The sequence below is a fragment of the Streptomyces sp. NBC_01384 genome (assembly GCF_045040035.1).
Classification (GTDB): domain Bacteria; phylum Actinomycetota; class Actinomycetes; order Streptomycetales; family Streptomycetaceae; genus Streptomyces.
In genome coordinates this window covers 3,090,351-3,110,676 of sequence record NZ_CP109559.1, presented here as the reverse complement: position 1 = coordinate 3,110,676, position 20,326 = coordinate 3,090,351, and the positions used below count along the sequence as shown (strand labels likewise).

Annotated in this window: 19 protein-coding genes and 1 pseudogene; 14 read left to right on the top strand and 6 right to left on the bottom strand. The window is 71.3% G+C overall.

All coding sequences use genetic code 11. The annotated features are described in order from the left end of the window. Positions 1-123: 123 nt before the first annotated feature. The 10 genes from OG747_RS14145 to OG747_RS14100 all read left to right on the top strand — a co-directional run bounded on the left by OG747_RS14145 (position 124) and on the right by OG747_RS14100 (position 11,178). Complete coding sequence (locus OG747_RS14145) at positions 124-708, top strand: hypothetical protein (RefSeq protein ID WP_405879682.1); 585 nt, start codon at positions 124-126, stop codon at positions 706-708. 45 nt (positions 709-753) lie between these two features. After that, positions 754-4,050, top strand: coding sequence for a S41 family peptidase (locus OG747_RS14140; protein WP_405879681.1), 3,297 nt, complete (start codon positions 754-756; stop codon positions 4,048-4,050). An 84-nt stretch (positions 4,051-4,134) separates the two neighbouring features. Beyond that, positions 4,135-4,515 (top strand): histidine triad nucleotide-binding protein, encoded by a 381-nt coding sequence (locus OG747_RS14135; protein ID WP_405879680.1) that lies wholly within the window; start codon positions 4,135-4,137, stop codon positions 4,513-4,515. A 6-nt stretch (positions 4,516-4,521) separates the two neighbouring features. Then, the gene (locus OG747_RS14130) at positions 4,522-5,430 is read left to right on the top strand and encodes a ribonuclease Z (protein WP_405879679.1); all 909 of its coding nucleotides are present in this window, start codon (positions 4,522-4,524) and stop codon (positions 5,428-5,430) included. A 46-nt stretch (positions 5,431-5,476) separates the two neighbouring features. Further along, positions 5,477-6,469 carry an adenosine deaminase gene (locus OG747_RS14125; RefSeq protein ID WP_405879678.1) on the top strand — a complete coding sequence of 331 codons (993 nt, stop codon included), beginning with the start codon at positions 5,477-5,479 and terminating at the stop codon, positions 6,467-6,469. 180 nt (positions 6,470-6,649) lie between these two features. Continuing rightward, on the top strand, positions 6,650-7,759 hold the full coding sequence (locus OG747_RS14120; protein WP_405879677.1) for a carbohydrate kinase family protein: 1,110 nt from the start codon (positions 6,650-6,652) through the stop codon (positions 7,757-7,759). A 155-nt stretch (positions 7,760-7,914) separates the two neighbouring features. Then, positions 7,915-8,973, top strand: coding sequence for a PhoH family protein (locus OG747_RS14115; RefSeq protein ID WP_405879676.1), 1,059 nt, complete (start codon positions 7,915-7,917; stop codon positions 8,971-8,973). A gap of 12 nt (positions 8,974-8,985) precedes the next feature. Continuing rightward, positions 8,986-9,483, top strand: a complete 498-nt coding sequence (gene ybeY / locus OG747_RS14110) for an rRNA maturation RNase YbeY (protein ID WP_405879675.1) — start codon at positions 8,986-8,988, stop codon at positions 9,481-9,483. Continuing rightward, on the top strand, positions 9,480-10,793 hold the full coding sequence (locus OG747_RS14105) for a hemolysin family protein (protein ID WP_405879674.1): 1,314 nt from the start codon (positions 9,480-9,482) through the stop codon (positions 10,791-10,793). Before ybeY ends, OG747_RS14105 begins: the two co-directional genes overlap by 4 nt. Positions 10,794-10,818: 25 nt before the next feature. Beyond that, positions 10,819-11,178, top strand: a complete 360-nt coding sequence (locus OG747_RS14100) for an MmcQ/YjbR family DNA-binding protein (RefSeq protein ID WP_405879673.1) — start codon at positions 10,819-10,821, stop codon at positions 11,176-11,178. Here the strand turns inward: OG747_RS14100 and OG747_RS14095 are convergent. Beyond that, the gene (locus OG747_RS14095) at positions 11,140-12,624 is read right to left on the bottom strand and encodes an MFS transporter (RefSeq protein ID WP_405879672.1); all 1,485 of its coding nucleotides are present in this window, start codon (positions 12,622-12,624) and stop codon (positions 11,140-11,142) included. The two genes, OG747_RS14100 and OG747_RS14095, sit on opposite strands and share 39 nt — an antisense overlap. 154 nt (positions 12,625-12,778) lie before the next feature. On the opposite strand from OG747_RS14095, the gene OG747_RS14090 reads away from it, so the two are divergent. Beyond that, complete coding sequence (locus OG747_RS14090) at positions 12,779-13,600, top strand: helix-turn-helix transcriptional regulator (RefSeq protein ID WP_405885536.1); 822 nt, start codon at positions 12,779-12,781, stop codon at positions 13,598-13,600. A 44-nt stretch (positions 13,601-13,644) separates the two neighbouring features. Next, a complete protein-coding gene (locus tag OG747_RS14085; protein WP_405879671.1) occupies positions 13,645-13,998 on the top strand; it encodes a cytidine deaminase in 354 nt (117 codons plus the stop codon). Positions 13,999-14,127: 129 nt separating this feature from the next. Here the strand turns inward: OG747_RS14085 and era are convergent, their stop codons facing one another. After that, the gene (gene era / locus OG747_RS14080) at positions 14,128-15,087 is read right to left on the bottom strand and encodes a GTPase Era (protein ID WP_405879670.1); all 960 of its coding nucleotides are present in this window, start codon (positions 15,085-15,087) and stop codon (positions 14,128-14,130) included. A 96-nt stretch (positions 15,088-15,183) separates the two neighbouring features. Between era and OG747_RS14075 the strand changes: the two are divergent. Continuing rightward, positions 15,184-15,678, top strand: a pseudogene (locus OG747_RS14075) (ammonia channel protein); the annotation flags it as partial. Then, on the top strand, positions 15,675-16,013 hold the full coding sequence (locus OG747_RS14070) for a P-II family nitrogen regulator (RefSeq protein WP_405879669.1): 339 nt from the start codon (positions 15,675-15,677) through the stop codon (positions 16,011-16,013). The pseudogene OG747_RS14075 and the gene OG747_RS14070, both read left to right, overlap by 4 nt. Here OG747_RS14070 and OG747_RS14065 read toward each other — a convergent pair. The 4 genes from OG747_RS14065 to OG747_RS14050 form a co-directional block, all read right to left on the bottom strand. After that, positions 15,907-17,001 (bottom strand): WxL protein peptidoglycan domain-containing protein, encoded by a 1,095-nt coding sequence (locus OG747_RS14065; RefSeq protein ID WP_405879668.1) that lies wholly within the window; start codon positions 16,999-17,001, stop codon positions 15,907-15,909. The genes OG747_RS14070 and OG747_RS14065 overlap by 107 nt on opposite strands. 127 nt (positions 17,002-17,128) lie before the next feature. Continuing rightward, positions 17,129-18,481 carry a beta-xylosidase gene (locus tag OG747_RS14060; protein WP_405879667.1) on the bottom strand — a complete coding sequence of 451 codons (1,353 nt, stop codon included), beginning with the start codon at positions 18,479-18,481 and terminating at the stop codon, positions 17,129-17,131. A gap of 239 nt (positions 18,482-18,720) precedes the next feature. After that, a complete protein-coding gene (locus OG747_RS14055; protein WP_405879666.1) occupies positions 18,721-19,197 on the bottom strand; it encodes a hypothetical protein in 477 nt (158 codons plus the stop codon). A gap of 308 nt (positions 19,198-19,505) precedes the next feature. After that, positions 19,506-20,315 carry a GNAT family N-acetyltransferase gene (locus OG747_RS14050; protein ID WP_405879665.1) on the bottom strand — a complete coding sequence of 270 codons (810 nt, stop codon included), beginning with the start codon at positions 20,313-20,315 and terminating at the stop codon, positions 19,506-19,508. Positions 20,316-20,326: the final 11 nt, after the last annotated feature.

Here is a 20,326-nt window from a genome sequence, read left to right as displayed (position 1 = left end):
AGCCGGAGTCAATGGCCGGTTGACGTACCCGCGTTCGACGGGGCACACGCGGGTGTGCAGTGGCCGTATGGGGTCTACCGCGATGCCCGGGACAGTGGCACTCTGCCGTCTGTGCGGGCATTGATGCGTATTCGACGACGGGTGACGGGCCGTCGGGGACCGCTGGTCGCCGGGCTCGCGGTGGTGGCCGGCCTCGGGGTGGCCGCGTGCGAGCCGGTGGGCGGGCTGAGCGCCTCCGCGGTGGCGTACACGACCGACCGGGCGGGGACCGCGGAACTGCAGCGCCGGCATGTCGACGTGCAGTACCTGAGCTGCACCGGATCGTACGGCGGCGGGAACAAGGCGTACACCCCCGGGCACACGCCGTCGGCCTCCACCTCCACGCCCTCCGTGGTGGAGGTGGACTGCCGCGGGCAGACCAAGGACCGGCGGGAGATCACCCTCACCGGGAAGGTCACCCGCGAGGTCGAGGGCAAGTGCGTCCGCGGGAACCTGACCGCCAAGGTCGGCGGCAAGGAGTGGTTCCACGTGAACGTGCTGGGGAACTGCGACGCCGCGAGCACACCCTCGTACACGTCCCCCACCTACAAGCCGCCCACCTACAAGCCGCCCACCTACAACCGGCCGGGCCCCACCACCACCGTCACCGTGACGAAGACCATGTGGTGCAAGGGCGACCCCACCTGCTGGCCCTCCCAAGGCAAGTGATCCAAACCCCTGTCGGTCGGAGCCGTCCCTGCATAGGGTGATCGGGTGACTCAGTCTGCATCGTCGGTATTGCCTGCGTATCTCCGGTTTCCGCATCTGCACGGTGATCTGGTCGCCTTCACCGCCGAGGACGACGTCTGGGTCGCTCCTCTCGACAGCGGCGGCCGCGCCTGGCGGGTCAGCGCCGACAACGTCCCCGTGAACCACCCGCGCATCTCCCCGGACGGCACGACCGTCGCCTGGACGTCCACGCGCGACGGCGCGCCCGAGGTGCATGCCGCCTCGCTGGAGGGCGGACCGTCCACACGGCTGACGTACTGGGGGAGTTCGAAGACCCAGGTGCGCGGCTGGACCCCGGACGGTCAGGTGCTCGCGCTCAGCACCCAGGGCCAGGCCAGCCTGCGCCGCAGCTGGGCCCGGGCCGTCCCGCTCGACGGCGGCCCCGCGACCACCCTCCCGTACGGGCCGGTCGGCGACGTCGTCCACGGCGGCCCTGGCGTGCTGCTGCTGTCCGCTCCCATGGGGCGCGAGGCCGCCTGGTGGAAGCGGTACCGCGGCGGTACGGCGGGCAAGCTGTGGATCGACCGGGAGGGCGACGGGGAGTTCGTACGGCTGCACGAGGACCTGGACGGGAACCTCGAATACCCCCTGTGGGTGGGGGAGCGCGTCGCCTTCCTGGCGGACCACGAGGGCGTCGGGGCGCTCTACTCCTCCCTCGCCGACGGGTCCGACCTGCGACGGCACACGCCTGGTGGGGGCACCTCCCGCTCATGGGGGTCCCCCCGCTCGAGCGAAGCCGAGAGTGGGGGAGAAGCCGAGAGTGGGGGAGGCTTCTACGCCCGGCACGCGGCGACCGACGGCGTACGGGTCGTGTACGCGTCCGCCGGTGAACTGTGGCTCCTGGACGACCTGGACGGCGCCGAACCGCGCCGGCTCGACATCCGGCTCGGTGGACAGCGCGTCGACCAGCAGCCGCATCCCGTGAGCGCCTCCCGCTGGTTCTCCGCCGCCGCCCCCGACCACACCGGACGCGGCAGCGCGGTCTCCGTACGCGGCGCCGTCCACTGGGTCACCCACCGCTCCGGCCCCGCCCGCACGCTCGCCGCCCGGCCCGGCGTCCGCGCCCGGCTGCCCCGCACCTTCCGGGTGGAGGGCGAGGAGCACGTGGTGTGGGTGACGGACGCGGCGGGCGACGACGCGCTGGAGTTCGCCCCGGCGACCGGTCTCGCGCCCGGAGCGACCCCGCGCCGGCTCGCCGCCGGGCAGCTCGGGCGGGTGCTCGGGCTCGCCATGGCGCCCGACGGCAGCCGCGCCGCCGTCGCCTCGCATGACGGACGGGTGCTGCTCGTCGAGCGGGAGACCGGGGAGGTACGCGAGGTCGACCGGAGCGAGGACGGGGAGGTCTCCGGGCTGGTCTTCTCGCCCGACTCCGCCTGGCTCGCCTGGTCGCACCCCGGCCCGCGCCCGCTGCGCCAGCTCAAGCTGGCCAACACCGCCGATCTGTCGGTGACCGAGGCGACCCCGCTGCGCTTCCGCGACTACGCACCCGCGTTCACCCTCGACGGCAAGCACCTCGCCTTCCTCTCGGCGCGCTCCTTCGACCCCGTCTACGACGAACACGTCTTCGACCTCGCGTTCGTCGGGGGCTCCCGGCCGCATCTGATCACCCTGGCCGCGACCACCCCGTCCCCCTTCGGGCCGCAGCGCCACGGCCGCCCCTTCGAGGCACCCGACAAGGACGAGACGCCCGACAGCGAGGGCGCCCCCACCACCCGCATCGACCTCGACGGACTCGCCGACCGGATCGTCCCGTTCCCCGTCGAGGCCGCCCGCTACTCGACCCTGCGCGCCGCCAAGGACGGGCTGCTGTGGCTGCGCCACCCGGTCGTCGGAGTCCTCGGCGCCTCCCGCGCCAACCCGGACGACCCGGACCCGAAGACCGAACTGGAGCGCTACGACCTCGCCCAGCAGCGCATCGAGCACCTCGCCGCTGACGCCGACCACTTCGCCGTCAGCGGTGACGGCAAGCGGGTCCTGCTGTGGACCGACGGCAAGCTCAAGGTCGTCCCCAGCGACCGCCGCGCCTCGAACGACGACGAGAGCGACACGAACATCACCGTCGACCTCTCCCGGGTCCGCCAGACCGTCGACCCGGCCGCCGAGTGGCGGCAGATGTACGACGAGACCGGCCGCCTCATGCGGGACAACTTCTGGCGGCCCGACCTGGGCGGGGTCGACTGGGAAGGCGTACTGGACCGGTACCGGCCGGTGCTCGAACGGGTCGCCACCCACGACGACCTCGTGGACCTGCTGTGGGAGGTGCAGGGCGAGCTCGGCACCTCGCACGCATACGTCACCCCGCGCGGCGGATGGGGCGGCGGCGACCGGGCGCAGGGGCTGCTCGGGGCGGACATCTCCCGCCATGAGGACGGCAGTTGGCGCATCGACCGCATTCTCCCCTCCGAGACCTCCGACCCGGACGCGCGGGCACCGCTCGCCGCGCCCGGGGTCGCGGTGCGCGCCGGGGACGCGATCGTCGCGGTCGCCGGGCAGCCGGTGGACCCGGTGGCCGGGCCCGGGCCGCTGCTCGTCGGCACCGCCGGCAAGCCGGTCGAGCTGACCGTCTCGCCGTCCGGCGGCGGCGATCCGCGGCACGCGGTCGTGGTCCCGCTCGCCGACGAGGAGCCGCTGCGCTACCACGCCTGGGTCGCGGACCGGCGCGCCTACGTCCACGAGAAGTCCGGCGGACGGCTCGGCTATCTGCACGTGCCCGACATGCAGGCGCCCGGCTGGGCCCAGATCCACCGCGACCTGCGCATCGAAGTGGCCCGGGAGGGGCTGGTCGTGGACGTCCGGGAGAACCGCGGCGGGCACACCTCCCAGCTGGTCGTCGAGAAGCTCGCGCGGCGGATCGTGGGCTGGGACCTGCCTCGCGGAATGCGGCCGTACAGCTATCCGGAGGACGCGCCGCGCGGCCCGGTCGTCGCCGTCGCCAACGAGTTCTCCGGCTCGGACGGCGACATCGTCAACGCGGCGATCAAGGCGCTGGGCATCGGGCCGGTCGTCGGGACGCGGACGTGGGGCGGGGTGGTCGGTATCGACAGCCGCTACCGGCTCGTCGACGGCACACTCGTCACCCAGCCCAAGTACGCGTTCTGGCTGGAGGGTTACGGGTGGGGCGTGGAGAACCACGGGGTCGACCCGGACGTCGAGGTGGTCCAGGCCCCGCAGGACTACGCGGCCGGGCGCGACACCCAGCTCGACGAGGCGATCCGGATCGCGCTGGCCGCGCTCGCGGAGAACCCGGCGAAGGCGGCACCGTCGGTACCGGAGCTGGGCTGACGGCCCATTTCCCCACCCGCCCGCCCTTACCGAGGCCGATACCATGCACGACGTAATGATCAGACGGCGTGAGGAGGCACACGCATGACGGGAGAGCCGCAGGGGCGCGAAGAGGGCGGCGCGCCGCAGGACGACTGTTTGTTCTGCAAGATCATCGCTGGGCACATTCCCGCGACCATCGTCCGGGAGACCGAGACGACCGTCGCCTTCCGGGACATCAACCCCCAGGCGCCCACCCACATCCTGGTCATCCCCAAGGTGCACTACTCGAACGCGGTGACCCTCGCGACCGCCGAGCCCGCCATCGCGGCGGACATACTGCGTGAGGCCGGGGAGGTCGCGGGCGAGGAGAAGCTGGAGAGCTACCGGATCGTGTTCAACACCGGCAGCGGTGCGGGCCAGACCGTCTTCCACGCGCACGCCCACCTCCTGGGCGGCCGTGGCATGCAGTGGCCGCCGGGATAACCGGCCTTGTCCGTACGTGAATTGGTGGTGCTCGGCACCGCCAGCCAGGTCCCGACCCGGCACCGCAACCACAACGGCTATGTGCTGCGCTGGGACGGGGAGGGGCTGCTCTTCGACCCCGGTGAGGGCACCCAGCGGCAGATGCTGCGGGCCGGGGTCGCCGCGCACGACCTGCACCGGATCTGCGTCACCCACTTCCACGGCGACCACTCGCTCGGGCTCGCCGGAGTCATCCAGCGCATCAACCTCGACCGCGTCCCGCACGAGATCACCGCACACTACCCGCGCTCCGGGCAGCGCTTCTTCGACCGGCTGCGGTACGCCACCGCCTACCGCGAGACCGTCGAGCTCACACAGGCGCCGGTCGAGACGGACGGTTTGCTGGCCGCCACCCCCTCGTACACCCTGGAGGCCCGCAGGCTCTCCCACCCGGTGGAGTCGTTCGGCTACCGGCTGGTCGAGCCGGACGCGCGGCGGATGCTGCCCGAGCTGCTCGCGGAGCACGGGATCAAGGGGCCGGACGTGGGGCGGATCCAGCGCGAGGGCGCACTCGGCGGGGTCTCGCTGGAAGACGTGAGCGAGGTACGGCGCGGGCAGCGGTTCGCGTTCGTCATGGACACGCGGCTGTGTGACGGCGTGCACGCCCTCGCCGAGGGCTGCGATCTGCTCGTCATCGAGTCGACCTTCCTGGACGAGGATCACCAACTCGCCGTCGACCACGGTCACTTGACGGCTGGTCAGGCAGGGCGGGTGGCGCGGGACGCGGGCGTACGGCATCTCGTACTGACGCACTTCAGCCAGCGGTACTCCGAGCCTGAGGAAGAGTTCGAGCGGCAGGCTCGGGCCGCCGGGTTCGAGGGGGAGCTGACCGTGGCGCACGATCTGCTGAAGGTGCCGGTTCCGAAACGGCGGTGAGGCGTCGTCGCGCGAGATCGTCGGTAGACACCCGTACGATATTTCGATGTCCCTCCCCAAAGCAGAACTGCACCTCCACATCGAAGGCACCCTCGAACCCGAGCTGGCCTTCGAGCTCGCCGCGCGCAACAGCGTCACGCTGCCGTACGCGGACACCGAGGAGCTGCGCAAGGCGTATCTCTTCGACGATCTCCAGTCGTTCCTGAACCTGTACTACGAGCTCATGGCCGTCCTGCGGACCGAGCATGACTTCGCCGACCTGGCCGACGCCTACCTCGCGCGGGCCGCCGCGCAGGGCGTGCGGCATGCGGAGATCTTCTTCGACCCGCAGGCCCACATCGCCCGGGGGGTCGGCATGGGCACGGTCGTCGAGGGGCTGTGCCGCGCGCTCTCCCGCAGCGAGGAGACGCATGGCATCTCCACCCAGCTGATCATGTGCTTCCTGCGCGACGAGTCCGCCGAGTCGGCGATGGCGACCCTGGAGGCCGCGAAGCCGTACCTCGACCGGATCGTCGGCATCGGCCTCGACTCCGCCGAGGTCGGGCACCCGCCGGTCAAGTTCCGCGAGGTGTACGAGGCCGCCGCCGCGCTCGGACTGCGGCGCGTCGCCCACGCGGGCGAGGAGGGGCCGCCGGCGTACATCACCGAGGCACTGGACGTCCTCGGCGTCGAGCGCGTCGACCACGGGCTGCGCTGCATGGAGGACCCCGAACTGGTCGAGCGGCTGGTACGGGACCGGATCCCGCTGACGCTCTGCCCGCTGTCGAACGTACGGCTGCGCGCCGTGGACGCCCTGGCGGACCACCCGCTGCCCGCGATGCTGGACGCCGGACTGCTGTGCACCGTCAACTCCGACGACCCCGCGTACTTCGGCGGCTACGTCGGCGACAACTTCCACGCGGTGCACGAGGTGCTGGGGCTGGACCGGGAGCGGCTGCGGGAGCTGGCCCGCAACTCGTTCGTGGCGTCCTTCCTGGAGCACGACGAGGAGCGGCGGGCGCGGTACCTCGCCGAGGTCGAGGCGTACGAGTTCGAGTAGGCCGCGGCGGGACTACCTGCTTCCGGGCCCCGGTGTGGCCGCCGCTCCCGCGGCCGCCTGCCGGGGTCCGCGTCCACCCGCCGCGTCCACCCGCCGTGTCCGCTCCGGCTGGAGTGGCACCGTCCCGCGTACCGTTTGGTGCACACTGGCCTGAATCCGCACCACGCCAGGGAGCGCACCGTGATCGCGTCCAACGGAGAGCGACCGTACCGCCAGACCCATGTCGACCCGCTCGCCGGGCTGCGCACTGCTCAGGACCCGCCCTGGGACGTCTATCTCACGGGCACCGTCTTCCTGGACATCATCTTCACCGGGCTCGACACCGCCCCGGTGCGCGGCACCGAGTCCTGGGCGCGCGGGATGGGGTCGAGCCCCGGCGGCGTCGCCAACATGGCGACCGCGCTCGCCCGCCTCGGCCTCAAGACCTCCCTGGCGGCGGCCTTCGGGGACGACCACTACGGGGAGTACTGCTGGGACGCCCTGGAGCAGGGCGAGGGCATCGACCTCTCCCCGTCGCGTACCGTGCCTGGCTGGCACTCGCCGGTCACCGTGTCGATGGCGTACGAGGGCGAGCGGACGATGGTCAGCCACGGGCACGAGCCGCCGCCGGAGGAGGCCGCGCCGGAACACGCCCCCCGCGCGCGTGCCGCCGTCGCCTCGCTGACGCCCGGCACGCGCGCGCAGTGGATTGCCGAGTCCGCGCGCGCGGGCACCCGGATCTTCGCGGACGTCGGCTGGGACGACACCGGCCGCTGGGACCTGGCCGGGCTCGCGGAACTCGAGCACTGTGAGGCGTTTCTGCCGAACGCGGAGGAGGCGATGCGGTACACGGGGACGGACTGTCCGCGGGCCGCGGCCCGCGCGCTGACCGAGTATGTGCCGCTGGCCGTCGTCACCCTCGGTGCCGAGGGCGCGTACGCGGCGGACGGCCGCACCGGGGAGACCGCCGAGGTCCCGGCCATCGCGGTCGAGGCCCTCGACCCCACCGGCGCCGGTGACGTCTTCGTCGCGGGCTTCGTCATGGGCACCCTGGCCGACTGGCCGCTCGCCGACCGCCTCGCCTTCGCCGGGCTCACCGCCGCGCTCTCCGTCCAGGAGTTCGGCGGCTCCCTCTCGGCCCCCGGCTGGTCCGAGATCGCGGCCTGGTGGCGGCGGGTCCAGTCCGTCGACGACCAGGATCCGACGGCACTGCGCCGCTACGCGTTCCTGGAGGGCCTGCTGCCGGAAGTGACCCGCCCGTGGCCACTGCGCCGGGCGGTCCCGACGATCGGCTTCCGCCGCTCGGCGTGAGCGTCCTCGCTTCGGGGCGGAGCCCCGGCTCCAGGAACCCGGACCGAAAAGCCCTACGGCACTGTCACCCCGCCGTCGTACCCTTGGAGGCGCAAGGCTGCCCCCGTGGCAAGCGTGCCGATCAAGGAGGAAAAGCAGGCCTACAGAGCCGGCCCATGACTCAGACACCCACAGCTCACGACCCCGCTCAGGGGCAGGCACGAGCGCACTTCACCGTCCCGGCCAAGCACCCCATGGTGACCGTGCTGGGTTCCGGAGACGCGCTTCTGCGTGTGATCGAGAAGGCCTTCCCGGCGGCCGACATCCATGTCCGGGGCAATGAGATCAGCGCGATCGGCGACGCCGGCGAAGTCGCCCTCGTCCAGCGCCTGTTCGACGAGATGATGCTGGTGCTCCGCACCGGGCAGCCGATGACGGAGGACGCAGTGGAACGCTCGATCGCCATGCTCAGGGCGAGCGAGAACGGGGAGGGCGACGGTCAGGAAACCCCTGCCGAAGTGCTCACGCAGAACATCCTGTCCTCGCGCGGCCGCACCATCCGACCCAAGACGCTCAACCAGAAGCGGTACGTCGACGCCATCGACAAGCACACCATCGTCTTCGGCATCGGCCCCGCCGGCACCGGCAAGACCTACCTCGCCATGGCGAAGGCGGTCCAGGCCCTCCAGTCCAAGCAGGTCAACCGCATCATCCTCACCCGCCCGGCGGTGGAGGCGGGCGAGCGGCTCGGCTTCCTGCCCGGCACGCTCTACGAGAAGATCGACCCCTACCTGCGGCCCCTGTACGACGCGCTGCACGACATGCTCGACCCCGACTCGATTCCGCGGCTGATGGCGGCGGGGACGATCGAGGTCGCGCCGCTGGCCTACATGCGCGGTAGGACCCTTAATGATGCTTTTATCATCCTGGATGAGGCTCAGAACACGAGCGCCGAGCAGATGAAGATGTTCCTCACCCGTCTCGGCTTCGACTCGAAGATCGTGGTCACGGGTGACGTGACGCAGGTCGACCTGCCGAACGGCACGAAGTCGGGTCTGCGCCAGGTCCAGGACATCCTGGAGGGCCTCGACGACGTCCACTTCTCGCGGCTCACGTCCCACGATGTCGTACGGCACAAGCTGGTCGGCCGTATCGTCGACGCGTACGAGAAGTACGACAGCGAGAACGGCACCGAGAACGGCTCCCACAAGGGCCGGGGCCACAAAGGGAAGTAGACCAGCACCAGCATGTCGATCGACGTCAACAACGAGTCCGGAACCGAGGTCGACGAGCAGGCGATCCTCGACATCGCCCGCTACGCGCTCGCACGGATGCGCATCCACCCGCTCTCCGAGCTCTCGGTGATCGTCGTGGACGCCGACGCCATGGAGCAGCTGCACATCCAGTGGATGGACCTTCCGGGGCCCACCGACGTGATGTCGTTCCCGATGGACGAGCTGCGGCCGCCGTCCAAGGACGACGACGAGCCCCCGCAGGGGCTCCTCGGTGACATCGTGCTCTGCCCGGAGGTCGCCGAGCAGCAGGGCAAGGAAGCTCCGACGCAGCACTCCCTGGACGAGGAACTCCAGCTCCTCACCGTCCATGGAGTGCTGCACCTGCTCGGCTACGACCACGAGGAGGCGGACGAGAAGGCCGAGATGTTCGGCCTCCAGGCAGCCATCGTGGACGGCTGGCGCGCGGAGAAGGGCATGACGGGCCCCTCGCCGGCCCCGACCGTGTCATGAGTCCTCAGCTCGTCATCGGCGCCATCGCCCTGGTCGTCGTCGCCTGGCTCGCCGCCTGCGCGGAGGCGGGCCTCGCGCGCGTCTCCAGCTTCCGCGCCGAGGAAGCCGTACGGTCCGGGCGGCGCGGCAGTGCCAAGCTCGCCCAGATCGCCGCCGACCCGACCCGCTATCTGAACGTGGCGCTGCTGGTGCGGGTGGCCTGCGAGATGGCCGCCGCCGCGCTCGTCACGTACGCCTGCCTGAAGGAGTTCGACCAGACCTGGCAGGCCCTCGCCGTCGCCATCGGCGTCATGGTCCTCGTCTCGTACGTCGCGGTCGGCGTCTCCCCGCGCACCATCGGACGCCAGCACCCGATGAACACGGCCACGGCGGCGGCGTACGTCCTGCTGCCGCTGGCGAGGATCATGGGGCCGATCCCGTCCCTCCTCATCCTCATCGGTAACGCGCTCACGCCCGGCAAGGGCTTCCGGCGCGGCCCGTTCGCCTCCGAGGCCGAGCTGCGCGCGCTGGTCGACCTCGCCGAGAAGGATTCCCTGATCGAGGACGAGGAGCGCCGCATGGTGCACTCCGTCTTCGAGCTGGGCGACACCCTCGTACGGGAGGTGATGGTGCCGAGGACCGACCTCGTCGTCATCGAGCGGTACAAGACCATCCGGCAGGCCCTCACCCTGGCGTTGAGGTCCGGCTTCTCGCGCATCCCCGTCACCGGGGAGAGCGAGGACGACGTCGTCGGGATCGTCTATCTGAAGGACCTGGCCCGTAAGACGCACATCAGCCGCGACGCCGAGTCCGAGCTGGTGTCGACCGCCATGCGGCCCGCCACCTTCGTGCCCGACACCAAGAACGCGGGCGATCTGCTGCGCGAGATGCAGCAGGAGCGCAATCACGTCGCCGTCGTCATCGACGAGTACGGCGGCACGGCCGGCATCGTCACCATCGAGGACATCCTCGAGGAGATCGTCGGCGAGATCACCGACGAGTACGACCGTGAGCTGCCGCCCGTGCAGGACCTCGGCGACGACCGCTACCGGGTGACCGCCCGCCTCGACATCGGCGACCTCGGCGAGCTGTACGGCTTCGAGGCGTACGACGACGAGGACGTGGAGACGGTCGGCGGGCTGCTGGCGAAGGCGCTCGGGCGGGTTCCGATCGCCGGGGCCTCGTCGGTCGTCGAGCTGCCCGACGGGCGGGAGCTGCGGCTGACGGCGGAGGCCGCGGCCGGGCGCCGGAACAAGATCGTCACGGTGCTTGTCGAGCCGGTCGGCCCGGTGGACCCGGAGCCGTCCGAGGAGGAGAAGAAGCCGGAGTGAACCCGCCCGAGGAGAAGAAGCCGGAGTGAACCCGCAGCAGCTGCGCGCGTTCTGCCTGTCCTTCAACGCGACCGTCGAGGACTTCCCCTTCAACCCGGAGACCTCGGTCTTCAAGGTGCTGGGCAAGCTCTTCGCGCTGAGCAATCTTGGCGCGCGTCCGCTCACGGTCAACCTCAAGTGCGACCCTGAGGACGCGGTCCGGCTGCGCGGCGAGCACCCGGGGCTGATCATCCCCGGCTATCACATGAACAAGCGGCACTGGAACACGGTGACGGTCGACGGCGAACTCCCGGACCGGCTGGTCCGGGAGCTCATCGAGGATTCGTACGATCTCGTCGTCGCCGGTCTACCGAAGGCCGAGCGCCTCCGCCTCGACCGAGCGTGACCGGTCGCGGCCGAGTCCGGTCGCGACCAGCACCGCCGCCGTCAGGACGATCGCCGCGTCCAGGGCCAGGACCGTGTGGACACCGGCCAGCAGGTCGCTCGACGTCGTCGCCAGGACACCCAGCAGCGGGATGCCGATCGTGAGGCCGACCTGCTGGGTGGAGGTCACCAGGCCGGTGGCCAGACCCTGTTCCTCGTCGGGGACGCCCGAGGTGACGGTCAGGCCGTACGAGATGATCGCGCCGAGGTGGCACATGCTGGCCAGCGAGACCGCGGCGGTGGCGAGCCAGACGGACCAGGTGTGCGCGTTCAGCGGCACCAGCGCCGCCACGAACAGGCCCTGACCGGCCAGCGAGCCGACCAGCGTACGGCGGGCGCCGAAGCGGCCGATGACCTTCGGGGCGTACACCCCGGCGACGGCCGACAGCGCGCCCTGGACGCCGAAGACCAGCCCCGTCTCGAAGGCGGAGAGGCCGAGGGTCTCTTGCAGGTACAGCGTCAGCACGAAGATCACCGTCGACATCATCGAGAAGGTGACCAGACCGCCCAGGTTGCCCCAGGCCACCGTGCGGCGGCGCAGCATGGGGAGGCTGACGAGCGGGGCGTGGGCGCGGGACTCGACGTACACGAAGGCGGTGAGCAGGAGGACGCCCGCGACGAGGGTGGTGATGACGTCCGCGCCGCCGAAGCCGCGGTCGGCGGCCGTCGACAGGGCGTAGATCAGGGCCAGCAGGGCGCCGGTGACGGTGACCGCGCCGGGGATGTCCAGGCGGGGGCGCTCCGGGATGGGGGCACCTCCCATGCCCTTAAGGCTATGGGGGAGGGACTCCGGCAGCAGGCCCGGCGCCAGCGGCAGCACGATCAGCGCGAAGACCGACAGCAGACCCATTGTGGAGCGCCAGCTCAGTACGTCGGTCAGGACGCCGCCGGCCACCATGCCGATCGTGAAGCCGAGGGAGAGGAGTGTGCCGGAGATACCGAGTGCACGGTCACGCGCCGGGCCCTCCGGGAAGGTCGTCGTCAGCAGCGACATGCCCGTCGGCACGATCGCCGCCGCGCCGAGGCCCTGCAGGGCCCGCCCCGCCAGGAACGACGCCGGGTCCCAGGCGAAGGTCGCCAGCAGCGAGGCCGTACCGAAGAGGGCGAGACCGGTCAGGAAGAGCCTGCGGCGGCCGTACAGGTCGCCGATGCGACCGAAGAGGAGCAGGAAGCCACCGGAGGGCAGTGCGAACGCGGTGACCGCCCACTGCAGCGCGGACTGGCTCATGCCCAGGTCCTTGCCGAGCACGGGCAGCGCCACGTTCAGGACGGAGAAGTCGAGCGCGACCATGAACTGCGCGGCGCACAGCACGAAGAGGACGAGTTTGTCGCGGGTCGACAGCCGGGTGTCGAGCGGGGAGTGGGTACTTGGGGAAGCGGATGTGGTTTCGGTGGTGTCGATCGCCATGGCAAGAGCGTGCGGCCATCGGAATATCCGTGGGGAGCGGGAACTTATGCTGGTGCTCGCACCACCAGTCACCAACAGTCACCAACAGGGGGATTCACACGTGACGGAGGACGCGCTCCGGACCAACCGACGGCGTGAGCTGCGGGACTTCCTGATGAGCCGCCGGGCGAGGGTGTCACCGGCGCAGGCCGGACTGCCGGACGGCGGGGCCCGCCGCCGTACTCCCGGGCTGCGCCGCGAGGAGGTCGCCGTCCTCGCGGGTGTCGGGGCGTCCTGGTACCAGTGGTTGGAGCAGGGCCGGGACATATCGGTGTCGCCGCAGGTACTCGACGCGGTCGCCCGCGTCCTGCGGCTCAGTAACGCCGAGCGGCGCCATCTGTATCTGCTCGCCGGGCTGAATCCGCCCGCGCCCGAGGTCGCGCCCGGCGGGCAGGACATGTGCGAGGGGCTGCGGCGGCTGATCGACACGTGGATGCCGTATCCGGCGCACATCATGGACGCCTACTACAACTGCGTCCTGTACAACGACGCCGCCGGGATGGTTCTCGGTATGCGTCCCGACAACACGCAGAACTGCGTCATCGACTTCTTCACCGATCCGCTGTACCGGGGCCAGTCCCGGACCTGGGAGAAGAACGCGCGTACGGTCGTCGCGCAGTTCCGTGCGTCGTGTACGGCGGCGCCGGACGACGAGGGGTACCAGGAGGTGCTGGACCAACTCCGCGCCGCCTCGCCGGAGTTCGCTGAACTCTGGGAGGAGCGGGACATCGAGGACGCGGGCCAGATCCGCAAGGAGCTCGACCATCCGCTGGTCGGACTGCTCGCCGTCGAGTCCACTGCCATGAAGGTGCCGGCGCGGCCCGATCTCACGATCGTGCTGCATACGCCGCTGCCGGAGGCGAACACGGCGGCGAAGCTGGAGTGGCTGGCTTCGCCGGAGGGCCGCCGCGGCTCGATGTACCCCGTTGCCGGGTGACCCCTTGGGCACGGGCGCGTGCCCGAACTTCGTATGCTCAGGGCATGACCGACAGCAGCGCGCTTGACCCTGAAGACCGCAAGATCGTCACCCTGGCCCGTTCCGCGCGGGCGCGGGGCGGGGTGCCCGAGGGGGCGGCGGTACGTGACGAGACCGGCCGTACGTATGTCGCGGGGAGCGTGGAGCTTCCCTCCCTGCGGTTGAGCGCGTTGCGCACCGCGGTGGCGATGGCGGTGGCGTCCGGGGCGAAGTCTCTTGAGGCGGCGGCGGTGGTGTCCGAGGCGGGGGAGGTCTCGGCGGAGGATCGGGCGGCCGTCCGGGATCTCGGCGGGGCGGAGACGCCGGTGCTGTTGGCCGGGTTCGACGGTGCGGTCCGCCTGACGGTGACCGCGGGCTGAGACCGTTCCCCCGCCATCCCCTGGGGCTGCGCCCCAGACGCCGGCCTTGTCCGTCGGCTCCGGGTGGGTGGGGGCTGGTCGCGCAGTTCCCCGCGCCCCTGAAGGGGCGCGGGGACGCATCTTTCAGCCTCAGAACCCCAGCTTGCGCAGCTGGCGCGGGTCCCGCTGCCAGTCCTTCGCGACCTTCACATGGAGGTCCAGGAAAACCGGCGTGCCCAGCAGCGCCTCGATCTGCTTGCGGGACTTGATGCCGACCTCCTTCAGGCGCTTGCCCTTGGGGCCGATGATGATCCCCTTCTGGCTGGGGCGCTCGATGTAGACGAAGGCGTGGATGTCGAGGAGGGGCCTGTCGGCCGGGCGGTCCTCGCGCGGCAGCATTTCCTCGACCACGACCGCGATGGAGTGGGGGAGCTCGTCGCGGACGCCCTCAAGGGCGGCCTCGCGGATGAGCTCGGCGATCATGACCTGCTCGGGCTCGTCGGTGAGGTCACCCTCCGGGTAGAGGGCCGGGCCCTCCGGGAGCAGGGGGACGATCAGGTCGGCCAGCAGGCCCACCTGCTTGTCGCCGACCGCCGACACCGGCACGATCTCCGCCCACTCGAACCCCAGCTCCTGCCCGAGCTGGTCGATCGCGATGAGCTGCTCGGCGAGCGTCTTGCTGTCGACGAGGTCGGTCTTCGTGACGATCGCGATCTTCGGCGTCTTCTTGATGGACGCCAGTTCCTTCGCGATGAAACGGTCACCCGGGCCGAGCTTCTCGTTGGCCGGCAGGCAGAAGCCGATGACGTCCACCTCGGCCCACGTCGTGCGCACGATGTCGTTGAGGCGCTCGCCCAGCAGCGTGCGCGGCTTGTGCAGGCCAGGGGTGTCCACGAGGATCAGCTGCGCGTCGGGGCGGTGCACAATGCCCCGTACCGTGTGCCGCGTGGTCTGCGGCTGGTTCGCGGTGATCGCCACCTTCTGGCCGACCAGAGCATTCGTGAGGGTGGACTTGCCCGCGTTGGGGCGGCCCACGAAGCAGGCGAAACCGGCGCGGTGGGGTGCCCCCGAGGATTCCGGCGGCTCGGATGACTGGGTACGAACGCTCATGGCGCCCATTGTCCCTGATCCACAAGCCCCCGCCGTACGCCGCGCGCCCCCGAGCGCTCCCGGGGCGCGCGGTGAGCTTCCGGAAACCCCCACGCAGCGGGACTGGTGGCCATCACCCCGTCCTGCGGCGTCGTGTCGCTGCTGGGCGCCCTCGTCGTCGGCCTCGCCGCCGGTGTCGTCTGCTCGTACGCCGTGAGCTGGAAGTTCACGCTGAACTACGACGACTCGCTGGACGTCGTCGGCGTCCACCTCGTCGGCGGTGTCATCGGCACGGTCCTCATCGGCGTCTTCGCCACGGGGACGATGACGGGCGGCGCCGAGGGGCTCCTCTACGGCGGCGGGCTCGGCCAGCTCGGCAAGCAGCTGGTCGCCGTCGTGGCCGTGGGGGCGTACGCCTTCACCGTCACGTACGGCATCGGGAAGCTGCTCGACAAGGTCATGGGTCTGCGGGCGGACGAGGAACACGAGCACACCGGCCTGGACCTTACGGTGCACGCCGAGAGCGCTTACGATCACGGGGTCCTGGGCCACGGCGCCCCGGTCTCGTCATCCGTCGTCCCCACCGCGCAGAAGGTCACGCCCCAGGCATGAAGCTCATCACCGCGATCGTCAAGCCGTACCGCCTCGACGAGGTCAAGACCGCTCTCCAGGAACTCGGCGTGCACGGGCTGACCGTCACCGAGGCCAGCGGGTACGGGCGCCAGCGGGGCCACACCGAGGTGTACCGCGGCGCCGAGTACCAGGTCGACCTCGTTCCCAAGGTCCGTATCGAGGTCGTCGTCGGGGACGCGGACGCCGGCCCGGCCATCGAGGCCATCGTCAAGGCCGCGCGGACGGGGAAGATCGGAGACGGGAAGGTGTGGGCCGTGCCGGTCGAGACGGTCGTACGGGTACGGACGGGCGAGCGCGGCCCCGACGCGCTCTGAGTGGCCACCTTCTCGTACGGCCCCGACGTGCTCTGAGCGTCCACCGTCCTGTACCGCCCCGGCGTGCTCTGACCACCAGTACGGCCCCTGCGGTCGCCGCGCCCAGCAGCACCGCCACCACCAGCCACGGCAGTGCGAGGAACGACGTACTCGCCGACTGCCGGGTGCCCGCGGCGCTGGCCGTCAACGTCACGTCGGCCCAGTCGAGTTGGGGTGCCCCGTGCCACGGCTCGCTCAGCCGTACCCGCTGCCCGGGGAGCAGCTCCGAGGGGATCTTCGTGAGGTCCCGGGACAGCAGCGTACGGCCGAAGAGGCCCGTCGCCTTCAGCCGTACCTTCGGGTTCAGGGTCACGTTCCCGGTGTTGTGGAGGGTGTACGAGATGGTGGCCGTGCCGGCGCCCGTGCCGGGGACCAGTGGCTGGTGGTGGGCGAGGCGGACCTTCTCGACGGCGAGGGCGGGGACGGCCGGCCCGCCGACCCGGAGGTAGATCCGGGCGCCGACCGCCCGTTGCACCCCCATCGCGACCGCCGTCCCGTCTCCTGCGTCGATGCGCTCGTCGAGTGCGACCAGCGCGCCCGGATGGTCGCCCGGTTCGGCGTCCTCGGGTACGCGGAGCGTGAACGGCACGGTGACTTTCCCGCGGGCGGGGACGGTGACCCGGGACTTCACGGGCTTCGCCCACGCGCCCACGCCCCGCATCCGCTCCTTCACCGTTCGCACCGCGAATCCGCCGTCGCGCGCGGTGTTGTACGCGTCGGCCGCGTACAGCCGGAAGGTCAGCGGCTTCCCCGTCTTGTTGGCGACGACCACCTTGTCCTCGATGGTCTGTCCGGGGTCGGCGGAGAGGTAGAAGTAGGGGCGGGCCGCGACCTGCGAGGAGACGGGGTAGACGGACCAGCTGCCGTTGTCGGCGGCGTAGGAGGGTGTGGCCCGGGCGGCCACGAACAGGCTCAGGAGCATCAGGAGGAGGACGTACGGCTTGCGCATGGGTGCGGACCCCCGCGGACGTGGTGAACCGGACGTGACGAACCGGGCGAGGTGGACGGGGCGAGGTGGACGGGCGGGTGCGGACCCTCGCGGAGGGGCGCCCGGCCACCGAGGTGCGGACGGACGGTCAGGTGAGCGTCAGCGTGAGCACGCCCGAGTAGGAACCGGGCGGGGTGAACGCCGGTACGTCCAGCGACAGCCCGGCGTCGACGGTGAACTCACCACCGGTGAGCGCCCCGTCGGGGGTGGACGCCAGCGTCGCTCCCGCACCGCCCACCGTGCCGGACGAGCCGGCCTGGCAGGTGCTCGGGCTGCCCGCCTTGGTCGCGCAGGCGGGGGTCCAGCTCAGCTTCCCGGCATCGATCTTGGCGCCGGGACCGGTGAAGTCGGTGACCTTGCCGGTCAGGGACCAGCCCGCGGGTCCGCCGCGGAAGTCCTTGACGGTCACTGTCTGCAGGGCCCCGGTCGAGGCCCCGCCCTTGCCGAAGTCCACCGCCGACAGCTGGACGGAGTCTCCGGCCTGCGCCATCGACAGGGTTCCCGCCTTCACCGTGGTGGTGAGTTTCTGGGCGCCCGCGGGGATCGGAGTGTCGTCGACGACCACGTACGCCGCCGGACCCGCGCCCTTGGCATCGCTCCAGCTCGCGCCCTCGTACGCCACCACACCGGTCGTGGTCTTGTCGCTCACGGCCAGCGTGCCGCTGAACGCGCCTTGCGCGTCGGCGGTCGTGGTGGCCGTGTCGGCGGTCTGGGCGGCCCCCGACCGTCCGGCGAGGGTCACGCTCGCGCCCGGGGTGAAGTTGCTGCCGGTGACGGTCACGCTGTCACCGGGTTTCCCGGAGGCCGAACCGAGCGTGATGGCACGGTTGTTGGTCTGGCTTCCGCCGTCCGTCGCGGTGATCGTCTCGGAGACCGGGGCGGGCGGGTTGGTGACCGTGCAGGGGGTGTCCAGTTCCAGGATGTAGCTGGTGTGGATGTTGTAGTCGCCGGGCGCGAGGGTGATGGCGCCCGGACTGGTGACCGTGAAGGTGCCGGTCATGCTGAACCCCGGGAAGGGCGCGTTGCCCGCCACCGGGTCGTTCTTCCTGGGGCCCGCGACCGTGACGTCTCCCGTCTGTGCTCCGCCGAGGGCGACCTTGCCGGTGGGCGTCATGATGTCGGCGGGCAGGGCGAGGGCGGTCGGGTTGTTCGCGGCGGGCGTGACCACCTTGTACGTCACGGTGACGGTGTCACCGACCTTGGGGCTGGGGTTGTCCACCGTGATGATCGCGGTGGTGGTGCCGTCGATCGGCGGGATGCCCGCGATCGCCGGCGGGACGCAGTGCGTGGCGAAGTCCACGTTCTGGGAGTCCGCGGCCGCGGCGCCCGCCGGGGCGGCCAGCGCTCCTCCCGCGGTGACCGCCAGCGCGGTCGCGCCGAGCAGCGCCGCCCAGCGGCGTCTTCGGGCGCGTGGACCCGTGGTTCCCCTGTGCGTTGCCATGTGCCCCCTCCTGAGGGATGTGGGCGCAGCGGCTCGTCTGCGCCGACAGGGGGCCATTGATGTGCGGGTTGTGTGAGAAGTCAATGGAGGGCCGGGACAATAACTGATGGCCCATCAGTTTGTGTCAATATCGACAACTTGGGCTTTCAGTAGGCCGGTTGAGTGGGCGCGGGCAGTACGAGGACCGGTGCCGCCGCGCGCGGGCGACACCGGTCTTCACGTATGCGCTGCGATGGGGCTCAGCTGAAGACGAACGGGCCCGGTGACTGCAGCGCGCTCGCGGTGCACGTGATGGTGATTCCGAAGACCACCATCTTCAGGGAGCCGCCGTACGCCTCGAGGCTGTCACCGGAGGCGACGGTGCCGCTGAGCGGGCCCACGGTGACCCCGCCGCCCAGCGGAATGGCGGGATTCTTCGTACCGGTGAACGCGGTGGTTCCGCCGCCGGCCTTCACCATTGTCAGCGTGGAGGCGATGGAGTCCTGTGCCAGTGCGATCGGGGCCGTGATCGAGGTGGAGCTGAGGGTGATGGTCGCGGCCGTGCCGGTCTGGGTGGCGGTGAGGGTGGCCGCGCCGCCGCCACCGATCGAGCAGGTCGCGTTGATGGTCGCGGTCAGCGGGGTGACGGCCGCGGCGGTCGGCGCGAGGGCCAGGCCGGTCGCGGCGAGGGTGCCGGCGGCTAACGCCGTGGCGAGTCCGAGTTGCTTGCGTCTCATCGGGTTCCCTTCCCTTGTGGGGAATTGCCATGTGGGGACGGAGGGACGGAACCGCCTGCTCAGGGGCCGGGGCCGGGCCGGGCACACGGACGCGTCACCGGTGAACGCCGGTGCGGGTGCGGAGAGATGTGTACACGGACCGTCCGCGAGCGGGGTGCGGGACGCCACGCGGCGGCGTATCTGACGGTCCGTCGGAACTTACGGCTCCATTGATGCGCGTGCGGCTGGGGATTGCAAGGGACGCCGGGCGGTTTCTTCAGGGGTTGTCGAAAGTGGCCGAAGTTCGTCTCTGTTCCCGGGCCGGCCCGCTACTCCGTGAGTTCCGCGATCAGCGCCGTCGCCACCGTCCGGAACCCCAGCCTCCCGTACATTCGCGCCACGTCCTCGTCCCCGGCCGACAGGAACACCGTGTCGACGCCCCGCTCCCGCGCGTCGGCCACGAGGGCGGCCGTGACGGCGAGGGCGAGGCCCCGGCGCCGCGCGGTGGGCAGGGTGCCGACGCCCGCGATCTCGCTCACCCGGCCGACGGGGAGGTGCATCCCGGAGCAGAGCACGCACCCGTTCTCGACGGCCGCGGCCAGTACCGTGCGGCCCGCCCGGATGCGGTCGGTGGCGGCGGGCACCTCCTCCGCGTGGGCGGTGATCTCGGCGGCCAGTTCGGCGGGTCCGGCCTCGCCCACCGCCGTGCCGGGCGCGGCGAAGGCCACGTGCGGCACCGCCAACGCGCCCGCCAGGAGGGGGTCTTCGGGGTCGAGGACACGGACGAGCGGGTGGGGGCCGGGCAAGGGAGTGGCATCGGTGCGGATCATCAGGGGATGCGCGTGCACCCGTAGCCCCGTCGCCTCGACCGCCTCCCGCAGGCCCGGTGTCACCTCCGCCACCCACTCGAAGGCCTCGGGCACGCACAGCTCCCGCTGCCGCGCCCGTACCCGTTCGACGTCCTCGGCGGTGGCGGCCGGGCCCGTCCAGTCCAGGGTGGGGCGCGCGTAGTAGGGCCAGCCCGTGGTCTCCCGGACGAAGAGGGTGAGCGGGCCGAAGTCCTCGGCCCGGGCGGCGGCGCGCGGCACCGAGTCGTAGTAGTGCTCCAGCCGGGCGAGGGATGTCTCCACAGTGGTCATGGCGCCATCCA